This is a genomic window from Pseudomonas sp. Xaverov 83 (assembly GCF_019352905.1).
GTDB classification, from domain to species: domain Bacteria; phylum Pseudomonadota; class Gammaproteobacteria; order Pseudomonadales; family Pseudomonadaceae; genus Aquipseudomonas; species Aquipseudomonas yamanorum.
The window spans coordinates 16,679-28,230 of sequence record NZ_JAAAFU010000046.1 but is presented as its reverse complement, the minus strand read 5'-3'; the positions used below and the strand labels follow the sequence as shown (position 1 = coordinate 28,230).

The following is an 11,552-nucleotide window of genomic DNA, read 5'->3' as shown; positions in this document are numbered from 1 at the left end:
GCCCTTTGCTTACTTTGGGGCTTTTCCAAAGTGAGCCGCTGTAAGAGCGGAACCATAGGCGGCCGTTACCGAAGAAACGGATATGTACTCACCAATCACCCCACCATCTCCCGCACCCGATACCACAACATCCCCAACGCCAGCAGCGGCGAACGCAACACCTTCCCCCCAGGAAAAGTCATATGCGGCACCTGGCTGAAAATATCCAACCCTTTACTCTGCCCTGCATGAATTCCTTCCGCCAATAACCGCGCGCACCAATGCGTCACGTTAAGGCCATGCCCCGAATACCCCTGGGCATAAAACACATTCGGGTGCTGCTTCAACCGCCCCACCTGCGGAAACCGGTTAGCCGTAATCCCAATCTTCCCCCCCCACTGAAACTCAATTGCCGTATCCACCAACTGCGGAAAAACCTTGAGCATCTTCGGCCGCATATACCCCGCGATATCCACCGGATCACGCCCCGAATAATGACAAGCCCCCCCAAACAACAACCGCCGATCCGCCGAAAGCCGGTAATAATCCAACCCCACTTTCTGATCACACAACGCCAGGTTCTGCGGAATCAACTGATCAGCCACCTCAACCGACAGCGGCTCGGTCGCAATGATATAGCTCCCCGCTGGCAGCACCTTGCCACTCAACTTCGGCTCCAATTCCTCCAGATGCGCATTGCACGCCAGCACCAGGTTACCGGCGCGCACGGTGCCGGACGCGCAACGCACCTGCACCGTATCGCCATGAACCAACTCCAGCACCGGGCTGTTTTCAAAGATCCGCACACCAAGGGACTCGGCCACCGCCGCCTCCCCCAATACCAGGTTCAGCGGGTGCAAATGCCCGGACCCCATGTCCACCAAACCACCGGCATACACACCTGAGCCCACGACTTGCGCCATATCCTGCGGCGCCACCAACCGCGTTTCAGGCGCATACCCCAAGGCAGCCAGGCTCTCCAGCTCCCCCTGAAACGCCGCAAACTGCACCGGCGTATTCGCTAACTCGCAAAACCCCCAGCGCAAATCACAGTCAATCCCGTACTCGCGAATCCGCTCGCCCACCAACGCCACCGAATCAATCCCGGCCTGCTGCAGGTAACGCACGCCCTCCTCGCCCACGTACTTGGCAAAGCCCGATACGTCATGCCCTATCCCGCGAATCAACTGCCCGCCATTGCGCCCACTGGCGCCCCAGCCAATCCGCCGGGCCTCCAGCAAAATCACCGATAGCCCACGCTGGGCCAATTCGATGGCAGTGTTGACCCCGGTGAACCCACCGCCGATCACACACACATCGGCGGTCAGGTCAGCCCCCAGCGCTGGGCGCCGGGGCATGGCGTTGGCCGAAGCCAGGTAATAGGAACGAGCGTGGTCGGACGAGGAACGGTTCATTTGTTGGTCTTCACTTTGCTCCAGGACCGCGTCATCAAGCGCATGACGGCAGGCGTCGGGGTGGTGGAAATGTAGAGTTTGTCGAGCACTTCCTGGGACGGGTAGATCTCAGGATTGTTCACCAGTTCCGGCGCCATGAAGGCCTTGGCCGCCGGGTTCGGGTTGGCGTAGCCGACGCTCGCGCTGACCTTCGCGATCACTTCTGGGTCCAGCAAGTAGTTGATAAAAGCGTGGGCCGCTTTCGGGTTGGCGGCGTCTGCCGGGATGGCCAGCAGGTCGAACCACAGATTACTGCCTTCCTTGGGAATCGAGTAGGCAATGTTCACGCCGTTCTTGGCTTCCTTGGCGCGGTTGGCGGCCTGGAACACGTCGCCGGAGTAACCGAACGCCACGCAGATATCACCGTTGGCCAGGTCCGAGATGTACTTGGAGGAATGGAAATAGGTGATGTATGGCCGCAGGGTCAGCAGCTTGGCTTCGGCTTCTTTGTAGTCTTCGGGATTCTCGCTGCGTGGGTCCTTGCCCATGTAGTTGAGGATCGCCGGGAACAGTTCATCCGCCGAGTCGAGGAACGCTACGCCGCATTCATGCAGCTTCTTGATGTTCTCCGGTTCGAACAGCACAGCCCAGGAGTCGATATGGTCGATGCCGAGCACCTGCTTGACCTTGTCCACGTTGTAGCCGATGCCGTTGGTGCCCCACAGGTACGGCACCGAGTGCTCGTTGCCCGGGTCGTTTTTCTCCAGCAGCTTGAGCAGCTTGGGGTCGAGGTTCTTGAAGTTGGGCAACTGCGAGCGGTCCAGCTTGAGGAACGCGCCGGCCTTTACCTGGCGGGCCAGGAAGTGGTTGGACGGCACCACCACGTCATAGCCGGTGCGACCGGCGAGCAACTTGCCTTCCAGGGTTTCGTTGGAGTCGAACACGTCGTAGATCACCTTGATCCCGGTCTTGGCCTGGAAGTCAGCCAAGGTGGTCTCACCGATGTAGTCGGTCCAGTTGTACACACTGACCGTCTGCGCGGCGTGGCCCGCGCTGCTGAACAACGCCGCCAAGGCCAGCGGTAGAAGCTTTTTCACCAGACGCATATCGACACCCCTTTGGTTTTTTTAGTGTGGTTTCTCAGACGCTCAGCAGCAGGAATTCACGTTCCCAGGAGCTGATCACCCGCTTGAAGTTCTCGTGTTCGGCGCGCTTGACCGCGACGTAGCCGCGCACAAACTTGCCCCCCAGGTACTGCTTGACGGTGTCGCACTCTTCCATGCGCGCCAGGGCGTCTTCGATGGTGATCGGCAGGCGCAGGTTGCGGCGTTCGTAGGCACGGCCTTCCACCGGGGCGCTGGGCTCGACCTTTTCGATCATGCCGAGGTAGCCGCACAGCAGGCTGGCGGCGATGGCCAGGTACGGGTTGGCGTCGGCACCCGGCAGGCGGTTTTCCACGCGCATGGCGTCGGGGCTGGAGCTCGGTACGCGCAGGCCGACGGTGCGGTTTTCTTCGCCCCACTCCACGTTGACCGGTGCCGAGGTGTCCGGCAGGAAACGGCGGAACGAGTTCACGTTGGGCGCAAACATCGGCAGCAGCTTGGGGATGTACTTCTGCAAGCCGCCAATGTGGTTCAGGAACAGTTGGCTCTTGTTGCCATGCTCATCGACAAACACCTGCTTGCCGGTGGCGATCTCCACCACGCTCTGGTGCAGGTGCATGGCGCTGCCGGGCTCGTCGGCCACGGGTTTGGCCATGAAGGTGGCGGCAACGTTGTGCTTGAGCGCCGCCTCCCGCAGGGTGCGTTTGAACACGGTAATCTGGTCGGCCAGGTCGAGGGCATCGCCGTGGCGGAAGTTGATTTCCATCTGCGCCGGGCCGTCTTCGTGGATCAGCGTGTCGAGGTCCAGGCCCTGGGCTTCGCACCAGTCGTAGACGTCTTCGAACAGCGGATCGAACTCGTTGGCGGCGTCGATGGAGAACGATTGGCGGCCACTTTCGGCGCGGCCGGAACGGCCCAGCGGGGTCTTCAGCGGCAGGTCCGGGTCTTCGCAGCGCTGGGTCAGGTAGAACTCCATTTCCGGCGCGACAATCGGCTGCCAGCCTTGATCGGTATACAGCTGCAGGACCTTTTTCAGCACGTTGCGCGGCGACAATTCGATGGGGTTGCCCTGCTTGTCGAAGGTGTCGTGGATCACGATGGCAGTGGGCTCGATGGCCCACGGCACCACGTAGGTGGCGTTGGACACCGGGCGGCAGATCATGTCGATGTCGGCCGGGTCCAGCAGGTCGTAGTAGATGTCGTCGTCGACAAAGTCCCCGGTTACCGTTTGCAGCAACACACTTTCCGGCAGGCGCATGCCTCGCTCATGCAGGAACTTGTTGGTGGGCGAAATCTTGCCGCGTGCGATACCAGTCAAATCACTGATCACGCATTCGACTTCGGTAATCTTGTGTTCTTTCAGCCAGGCGGACAGCTGATCGAAGGGGGCGTTCATAAGGACCTCGTCATGGGTTGGATGATGCGCCGCGGGCTTCCCTCGCCGCGCATTGAGGTCTATCTTGGGCCAGCCGTCCGACGGCATCTATCCACTTTGCACCAACCACAACGCACCAATAGAGTGCGCCCAGGTTACCCATGACACAGGCAACAGCTTTGCGCGTACAGGCCTTCACCACCGGTGATGTGGCCGCTCAATGCAGTGCGACACCCGGTTGGGTGCAGCAGTACCAGCAGATGTCCCCGGGGCATTTTGCCGGACAGATTCGCTACCTCGACCTGCAAGGTGTCGAGGTGTACGAAGAGCGGATGAATACCCGGGTGGAGCAGAACTTCAACGCGCCACCGGGCTCCCTGGCGTTCTGTTTCGATGGCAGCGACAACGCGCTGTATGTGCTCAATGGCGAAAGCCGCAACACCTGGATCACCCCGGAAAACTACCGCGAAGTAGCGGTGGTGTTCGGGCCGCAGTTCGTCCAGCGCCACGGTTTGGAGGTGGCGAAGCTGGAGGGGTTGTTCATGGCCCCGCTCAATTCCCTGCAAAACGCCTTGTTCAGCCGCTGGCTCAGCGGCACGCTGACGCGGCTGTCGGCGACGTTTGACCCGCCGAGTCGTGATGCCCTCACGCAACAGTTGCTGGACGACTGCCTGTTCATCCTCGACAACGCCTGCGTGTGCCTGGACAAGGGTTCATTGCAGCGGCGCACCGAGGAGCGAATCATCATGGCGCGCGTCGGCGAATGGGCGGCGGATGTGCCGGATGAAACCGTCAACCTGCTGGAGCTGGCGCGCATTGCCGGCGTGCCGTTGCGCCAGTTGCAGCAGGGGTTCAAGACGTACACCGGGATGAGCCCGGCGCAATGGTTGAGGTTGCGCCGGTTGAACAGTGCACGGCGGGAGTTGTTGAACCCGCCGTCAGTGGACACCACCGTGGCGGAAGTGGCGATGAATTGGTCGTTCTGGCATTTGGGGCGGTTTTCAAACAGCTATCGGGCGTTGTTTCAGGAGTTGCCCAGCGAGACTCTGAAACGCCAGAGGTAAGTGTTGAAGATCGTTCCCACGCTCTGCGTGGGAATGCATCCTGTGACGCTCCGCGTCACCCTCGGGACGCGGAGCGTCCAGCGCGGCATTCCCACGCGGAGCGTGGGAACGATCAGGTCCGAAGAAACGCCAGCATCAACTGATTCACTCGCTCCGCCGCCTCCAGCTGCACCATATGCCCCTGCCCCGGCAGTATCTCCACCTGAGCCTCCAACCCCTGGGCATGGCTCGCCGGGATGATTGCGTCCTCACTGCCCCAGATCACCAGGCTCGGCTGCTGCCCGACAACGTTGCGCAAATCCACCAATTGCCGACCACCGCTGAACAACGCCCCGGTGATCTGCCGCAACGCCTGATCCACCCCCTCCAGGCGCTTGAACTTGAGCATGTCTTCCAGCATCTGCCGGGTCACCAGCGCCGGGTCACTGAACAGTTGCACCAGGTGCGGCTTGAGTGCATTGCGATTGCTCGCGTCGATAAAACCTTGCAGGTAATCACCGTTGATCTGCGTACCCAATCCAGCACTGGCGATCAGCGTCAATGACGCCACACGCGCCGGCGCCAGTCGCGCAATATTCAGCGAAACCAGCCCGCCCATGGAATGCCCGGCGAGGTGTACCCGGTCAATCTTCAGATGATCCAACAGTGCCAATACCGCCTGACTCAACGCCTCAAGATCGCCGTCTTTCAGGTACTTGCCCGACTCGCCATGCCCCGGCAAATCCAGGGCGATCACCCGCCGCTCAGCCGCGAGCACCGGGTGATTGAACAGCCAGTTATTCAGGTCGCCGCCAAAGCCATGGATCAGCACCAGCGGTGTGCCGCCCTCCCCGAGGTCCAGATAGCGCAACAAGCGCCCGCCCACTTCAACCTTCTGTGCCGATGGCCCGCTGGCTTCAGCCTCGGCAGCATTGGAAACGAACCCCGCCTGGAACGCCTCGATTACCCCATCAATCTCGGCCTCGCTGGCCTCGCCTTCCACTACGATTGCCAGCAATGCCCCCACCGGCAAGGTCTCATCGCTCTGGGCCAACACCCGCCGCAGCACTCCGCTGAACGGCGCCTCGACGCTGCTGGAGATCTTGTCGGTCTCGACATCCAGCACTTCTTCGCCCTTCTCCACCCGGTCGCCCGGCTGCTTGAGCCAGACATCGACCCGGCCCTCGGTCATCGACAGCCCCCACTTGGGCATGGTCAGTGTATGGATCATGCGGCATTCCTCTTGTCGGCGATCTTCAGCACCGCAGCTTCGATCTTCGCCGCGTTGGGGATGTACAGGTCTTCCAGGGCATCGGAGAACGGCACCGGGGTATGGGGCGCGGTGACCATTTCGATCGGCGCGCGCAGGAAGCTGAACGCGCGTTGCGCCACCAATGCACTGATGTCCGTGGCAATCGAACAACGTGGGTTGGACTCGTCGATCACCACCAGGCGCCCGGTTTTCTCGACGCTTTCAAGGATGCTGTCTTCGTCCAGCGGGCTGGTGGTGCGCAGGTCCAGCACTTCGCAATCGATGCCTTGGCGCGCCAGGTTGGCTGCGGCTTCCAGGGCGATGTGCACCATGCGCCCGTAGGTCACCAGGGTTACGTCATTGCCTTCACGCACGAAGTTGGCTTCGCCGAACGGCACGGTGTACAGCTCTTCCGGCACTTCGCCCTGGAGGCTGTAGAGCATTTTGTGTTCGAGGAAAATCACCGGATCGTTGTCGCGGATCGCCTGGATCAGCATGCCCTTGGCGTCATAGGGCGTGGCCGGGCACACCACCTTGAGCCCGGGAATATGGGTCCACATCGAGGTGAGCATCTGCGAGTGCTGGGCCGCCGCACGCAGGCCGGCGCCGTACATGGCGCGCACCACCAGCGGCGTAGTGGTCTTGCCGCCGAACATGTAGCGAAACTTCGCCGCCTGGTTGAGCAGCTGGTCGAGGCAGCAGCCGATAAAGTCGACGAACATCAATTCGCACACCGGGCGCATGCCTCGGGTGGCGGCGCCGACGGCCATGCCTACATAGCCGACCTCGGAGAGCGGCGCGTCGAGCACGCGGTCGGGGAATTCCGGGTACAGGCCCTTGGTGACGCCGAGTACCCCGCCCCAGGCGTCCTGTTCACCGGGCGAACCGGTACCGCCGGACACGTCCTGGCCGATGATGAACACGCTCTGGTCCCGGCGCATTTCCTGGGCCAGGGCTTCGTTGATTGCCTGCTGATAGCTGATTTTTCTAGCCATGATGACTTCTCCACGGATTGTTTTTGTAGTGGGTGGCGGTTAGCGGTAGGCGACGTAGACATCACTGAGCAGGTCGGCGGCCTGGGGTTTGGGGTCGGACTTGGCCAGGCGCACCGCGTCTTCGATCAGTTGCGCGACTTCGGTGTCGATGCGTTCGAACTGAGCCGCGTCGAGCCAGCCTTCGGCGGTGCAACGCTGGCGAAACAGGCTCAGGCAGTCGCCGGTTTCCCGCAGGTTTTTCACCTCGTCCGGGCCGCGATAGGTTTGCGCATCGCCTTCGAAGTGCCCGTAGAAACGGCTCAGTTTGACCTCCACCAGCGTCGGCCCCTTACCGCTGCGGGCACGTTCTACCGCAACGCCAAGGGCGGCGTGTACAGCGAAAAAGTCGTTGCCGTCGACAATCACCCCTGGCATGCCAAAGCCCACGGCGCGCTCGGCAATGTCCTTGCAGGCCACCGACCAGCCGGACCCCGTGGCTTCGGCGTAACCGTTGTTCTCGGCCACGAACAGGCACGGCAGGTTCATGATCGAGGCCAGGTTCATGGCTTCAAACACCGCGCCCTCGTTGGAGCCGCCGTCACCGAAAAACGCGACCGCCACACCCGCGCTGCCCTTGAGCTTGGCCGCCAGGGCAGCACCGGCTGCCAGCGGCGCACCGGCCCCCACAATGCCGTTGGCGCCGAGCATGCCCTTCTCCTGGTCGGCAATGTGCATCGAGCCGCCCTTGCCGCCGCACACCCCGGTTTTCTTGCCGTAGATCTCGGCCATCATGCCGAACACATCCACGCCCTTGGCGATGCAATGGCCGTGGCCACGGTGGTTGGAGGCGATGCAATCTTCATCGTTGAGATGGGCCATGACCCCGGCGGCACTGGCTTCCTGGCCGGCATACAAATGCACGAAACCGGGAATCTCGCCGGTGGCGAATTCCACATGCAGGCGTTCTTCGAAATCACGGATGGTGCGCATCACGGTGTAGGCATGGAGCAATTGATCGGTGGACAGGTGAGTGGACATCTTGTTGTTCTCCAGGTTGTCTCGACACACAAAAGGCTGGATCAGGCCAGCTGCAAGGCACTCAGCACGGCCTGTGCCAATCCGCTGGAAAACCTGGGAAAGCCTTGATCCAGAGCAGCTGCCGGAAGTCCCGGGCATGCCACTGTGGCCCGTTCAATGAGACGCGCCGTTGCAACCTGCCCGCAGCGTCTCAGCCGGGATGAGACGTTGCGTCTCACCTCGGGCAGTTGGTCAGGCCGCCCTTGTCCCGCCCGGCCCATGGGCGCTTAATGGCGGGCATAACAACAAGGATCGAGAACCGGAGGCTTCAATGCTCGCCGTGAACTCCAAGGACCATGTCGACTGCGTCAGCCGTGTGGTTCGCAACGCCGACCGCCTGCCCCAGGCGCCGGTGCCGTCGCTGATTTTTGACTCCTGGCGCCGCTCCATGGAGCAGCACCACCTCGACCCCGGTTCCCTGCAAGGGCCGCGCATTCTCACCAGCACCCTGCTCAAGGAGTGCCGCGAACGCGCCGAACTGTTCATGCGCATCGCCAGCGAGGAAGTCGGGCAGATTCACAACCGGGTGCGCCACGCCGATTACTGCGTGATGCTCACCGACGCCCAGGGCCAGACCATCGACCATCGTGTGGACGCCGGCATTCGTAACGACTGCCGCAAGGCCGGCCTGTACCTCGGTACCTGCTGGTCGGAAGCCGAGGAAGGCACTTGCGGCGTGGCCACGGTGCTGACCAGCAAGGCCGCGGTCACCGTGCACAAACGCGACCACTTTCGGGCGGCATTTATTGGCCTGACCTGCTCTGCCGCACCGATCTTCGATCCCCAGGGCAACCTGCTGGGCGTGATGGATGCCTCTGCCCTCAAGTCACCGGATGATCGGCGCAGCCAGCACCTGGTGCGGCAGATGGTGGCGCAAAGTGCACGGGCCATCGAGAACGCGTTTTTCATGCACAGCGCCCGGCAGCACTGGGTGTTGCAGGCCCACAGCACGCCGGGTTACGTCGACAGCCAGCCGGACATGCTGCTGGCGTGGGATCAGGACGGGCGGCTGCAAGCCTTGAACAGCAAGGCGCGGCAGGCCCTGAGGGTGCGCTTCGGGCAGTTGCCGGAGCATATCGGCGAAGTGTTTGACCTGGACGCGTTGCGCGCCGTGACCGATCAATCGACGCAGCAGTTGCACTGGCTCGGCGAACCTGGAGCCTTGCAGGTACGGGTCAGCGCGCCACGGCGTAAAGCGGCGCGGGCGGTAACGTCCTTGGCCAGTCAGATAGACCCGCGTGTGGAAGAGCATTTGCGCCTGGCCGTGCGGGTCAAGGACCGCAACCTGCCGGTGCTGGTCCAGGGCGAAACCGGCGCCGGCAAGGAAGTGTTTGCCCGCCAGTTGCATGAACGCAGCGCCCGCCGCGACGGCCCCTTTGTGGCGGTGAACTGCGCGGCGATCCCGGAAAACCTGATTGAGAGCGAACTGTTCGGCTACGTGGCCGGGGCGTTTACCGGTGCCTCCAGCAAGGGCATGACCGGGCTGCTGTTGCAGGCCGATGGCGGCACGTTGTTTCTCGACGAGATCGGCGACATGCCACTGGCGTTGCAGACGCGACTGCTGCGGGTGATGGCTGAAGGTGAAGTGGCGCCGCTGGGCGGAGCGAAAACCCGGGCGGTGGATATCCAGGTGATCTGCGCCAGCCATCGGGACTTGGCGGCACTGGTGAGTGCTGGAAGCTTTCGCGAGGATTTGTATTTCCGGTTGGGCTGTGCGCGGTTCTGTGTGCCGCCATTGCGCGAGCGCACGGACAAACTGGCGTTGATCAATCGGCTTCTGGAGCAAGAGGCGCGGCACAGCGGTGTTGCGGTCGGGATCGCGGCAGCGGCGCTGGAGTTGCTGCTGGGTTATGCCTGGCCGGGGAATGTGCGGCAACTGCGGCATGTGTTGGCGTATGCGTGTGCGGTGTGCGATGGCGGGACGATTCAATTGGCGGATTTGCCGGTGGAAGTTCGCGGTGACGCGGTTGCGGTGGAAACATCGGAAAGCGTCAGCCCAGAGCGGCAGTTGGTGCTGGACGCACTGATCCGGCATCGGTGGAAGCCGCTGGCGGCGGCGCAGGCGCTGGGGATTTCCAGGGCAACCTTGTATCGGCGGGTTAACCAGCTGGGTATCGATATGCCCGGAAAACACTGACAAGCCCATCGAATGGCAGCTTATAGCTGCCTACCCCAGACAGGCGTTATCAAAAACCACTTCTACTCTTATCTAATTAAGACTCCTCGACCCGCAAAGTACCTTCCGAAGGACTCAGCATTCATGACGACGTTTTCCTGCGAATGTGAGTTATGACCCGATGGGTTATGAAACTTCAGGAAGTCGTCAGTTGCGTCTGTTACCAATACAAGATGACCTCCTTTCTTTGGCGGCTCTTGCTCAGGCCATCGAATAGAAGGGTGCACAGACGCAATAAAGAAATGACCGTCAGTAAACATCGGCTTGATCTCCTCCGCAGAGATACCGGTGACAATCTGTGCCTTCAGACCAAATTCTTTATTTAACATCTCAATCGCCGGCGCATAAATCATCCCATGGATACTTTCGCCATTGACTACGTAGGCTCCGTAGGCCAACGCCTTTTCCAGAAGGCTGAACGTTGAGTGAACGAGACCCGTCTTGGCGGCAAGAAGCATCTTAAGGCAGGCCATGCCACATACGTGATTAGCCCACAATGCATACTCATCCACGCATCGGGCTCCAGAGTTTATCCAAAGCGGATCCTCAGAAACCGTCTTCTCGCCAGAAATTATATCGGCAGCCAAAAGTCGGGATTCCCATTGGCAGAAATAAGGAACGCATGCGACCATAAACACACCTCATTTAATAAAAAGTGGAACGGTTCCTAAAAAAGCGATAGCCCCAAAGAAAATTTGGGATTTTGCACGCCCTTCTTTATATAAGAAATAGGCGACGATCATAAGCAATGGAACTCTCATTGAAATTGCTAAATATCCATAGCTAACTGGTAGAGTCCCCGCCAGCGCAAAATTAAAAATTAACTCAGGAATGGTCCATCCTAACGCGATCATCACCCACAAACCAAATCTCATTCCAGACTTCTCATATATAAAAAATCGCGCGGACACCCAATTGCCAATTCCGACATATAGTAAATATACGTACCAACCAGACGCTGGTATTCCAACCTTGTCACATCCAGCAAATCCTATTACGGCGAGAATCATAAAATAGAATCTTAATGTATCAATCCGAGGCATAAAACTCAGATGACCAAAAATCACAAAACAAATCCCCCCCTATAAAAAGAACGAGTACTGAAAGTATGCCCTGCCCTGATATCTGACTACCAAAAAGCCAATACTCCAAAAAAACTATCGCACCGATGGCAATCGG

10 protein-coding genes are annotated in these 11,552 nt (G+C 60.4%); 2 read left to right on the top strand and 8 right to left on the bottom strand.

Annotation, left to right across the window (positions count from 1 at the left end):
* Positions 1 to 95: 95 nt before the first annotated feature.
* The 3 genes from K0H47_RS15205 to K0H47_RS15195 are packed head-to-tail and all read right to left on the bottom strand — an operon-like array spanning position 96 to position 3,872.
* Positions 96 to 1,394 carry an FAD-binding oxidoreductase gene (locus K0H47_RS15205; protein ID WP_219273115.1) on the bottom strand — a complete coding sequence of 433 codons (1,299 nt, stop codon included), beginning with the start codon at positions 1,392 to 1,394 and terminating at the stop codon, positions 96 to 98.
* On the bottom strand, positions 1,391 to 2,479 hold the full coding sequence (locus tag K0H47_RS15200; RefSeq protein WP_093208271.1) for a polyamine ABC transporter substrate-binding protein: 1,089 nt from the start codon (positions 2,477 to 2,479) through the stop codon (positions 1,391 to 1,393). The genes K0H47_RS15205 and K0H47_RS15200 overlap by 4 nt, the downstream gene beginning before the upstream one ends.
* A gap of 34 nt (positions 2,480 to 2,513) precedes the next feature.
* Positions 2,514 to 3,872: a glutamine synthetase family protein gene (locus K0H47_RS15195; protein WP_093208266.1), complete on the bottom strand. Its 1,359-nt coding sequence runs from the start codon at positions 3,870 to 3,872 to the stop codon at positions 2,514 to 2,516.
* 140 nt (positions 3,873 to 4,012) lie between these two features.
* On the opposite strand from K0H47_RS15195, the gene K0H47_RS15190 reads away from it, so the two are divergent.
* Positions 4,013 to 4,915 (top strand): helix-turn-helix domain-containing protein, encoded by a 903-nt coding sequence (locus tag K0H47_RS15190; RefSeq protein ID WP_093208261.1) that lies wholly within the window; start codon positions 4,013 to 4,015, stop codon positions 4,913 to 4,915.
* Between the two features lie 112 nt (positions 4,916 to 5,027).
* On the opposite strand, the gene K0H47_RS15185 is transcribed toward K0H47_RS15190, so the two are convergent.
* From K0H47_RS15185 to K0H47_RS15175, 3 genes are read right to left on the bottom strand one after another with little or no spacing between them, the layout of a single operon-like run.
* Positions 5,028 to 6,125 carry an acetoin dehydrogenase dihydrolipoyllysine-residue acetyltransferase subunit gene (locus K0H47_RS15185; RefSeq protein WP_093208256.1) on the bottom strand — a complete coding sequence of 366 codons (1,098 nt, stop codon included), beginning with the start codon at positions 6,123 to 6,125 and terminating at the stop codon, positions 5,028 to 5,030.
* Positions 6,122 to 7,141: an alpha-ketoacid dehydrogenase subunit beta gene (locus tag K0H47_RS15180; RefSeq protein WP_076015753.1), complete on the bottom strand. Its 1,020-nt coding sequence runs from the start codon at positions 7,139 to 7,141 to the stop codon at positions 6,122 to 6,124. The genes K0H47_RS15185 and K0H47_RS15180 overlap by 4 nt, the downstream gene beginning before the upstream one ends.
* Before the next feature lie 39 nt (positions 7,142 to 7,180).
* Positions 7,181 to 8,158 carry a thiamine pyrophosphate-dependent dehydrogenase E1 component subunit alpha gene (locus K0H47_RS15175; protein WP_003219159.1) on the bottom strand — a complete coding sequence of 326 codons (978 nt, stop codon included), beginning with the start codon at positions 8,156 to 8,158 and terminating at the stop codon, positions 7,181 to 7,183.
* Between the two features lie 310 nt (positions 8,159 to 8,468).
* Here K0H47_RS15175 and K0H47_RS15170 point away from each other — a divergent pair, with 310 nt between their 5' ends.
* Positions 8,469 to 10,334 (top strand): sigma-54-dependent Fis family transcriptional regulator, encoded by a 1,866-nt coding sequence (locus tag K0H47_RS15170; RefSeq protein WP_093208251.1) that lies wholly within the window; start codon positions 8,469 to 8,471, stop codon positions 10,332 to 10,334.
* Between the two features lie 68 nt (positions 10,335 to 10,402).
* Here K0H47_RS15170 and K0H47_RS15165 read toward each other — a convergent pair whose 3' ends face one another.
* Positions 10,403 to 10,885 (bottom strand): C39 family peptidase, encoded by a 483-nt coding sequence (locus tag K0H47_RS15165; RefSeq protein WP_219273113.1) that lies wholly within the window; start codon positions 10,883 to 10,885, stop codon positions 10,403 to 10,405.
* A 129-nt stretch (positions 10,886 to 11,014) separates the two neighbouring features.
* Positions 11,015 to 11,383 (bottom strand): hypothetical protein, encoded by a 369-nt coding sequence (locus tag K0H47_RS15160; RefSeq protein ID WP_219273111.1) that lies wholly within the window; start codon positions 11,381 to 11,383, stop codon positions 11,015 to 11,017.
* Positions 11,384 to 11,552 lie beyond the last annotated feature (169 nt).

Bases quoted from the DNA above. Each gene is read 5' to 3' on its own strand.
- K0H47_RS15205 (WP_219273115.1), bottom strand. From the start codon at position 1,394: ATGAACCGTTCCTCGTCCGACCACGCTCGTTCCTATTACCTGGCTTCG.
- K0H47_RS15200 (WP_093208271.1), bottom strand. From the start codon at position 2,479: ATGCGTCTGGTGAAAAAGCTTCTACCGCTGGCCTTGGCGGCGTTGTTC.
- K0H47_RS15195 (WP_093208266.1), bottom strand. From the start codon at position 3,872: ATGAACGCCCCCTTCGATCAGCTGTCCGCCTGGCTGAAAGAACACAAG.
- K0H47_RS15190 (WP_093208261.1), top strand. From the start codon at position 4,013: ATGACACAGGCAACAGCTTTGCGCGTACAGGCCTTCACCACCGGTGAT.
- K0H47_RS15185 (WP_093208256.1), bottom strand. From the start codon at position 6,125: ATGATCCATACACTGACCATGCCCAAGTGGGGGCTGTCGATGACCGAG.
- K0H47_RS15180 (WP_076015753.1), bottom strand. From the start codon at position 7,141: ATGGCTAGAAAAATCAGCTATCAGCAGGCAATCAACGAAGCCCTGGCC.
- K0H47_RS15175 (WP_003219159.1), bottom strand. From the start codon at position 8,158: ATGTCCACTCACCTGTCCACCGATCAATTGCTCCATGCCTACACCGTG.
- K0H47_RS15170 (WP_093208251.1), top strand. From the start codon at position 8,469: ATGCTCGCCGTGAACTCCAAGGACCATGTCGACTGCGTCAGCCGTGTG.
- K0H47_RS15160 (WP_219273111.1), bottom strand. From the start codon at position 11,383: ATGATTCTCGCCGTAATAGGATTTGCTGGATGTGACAAGGTTGGAATA.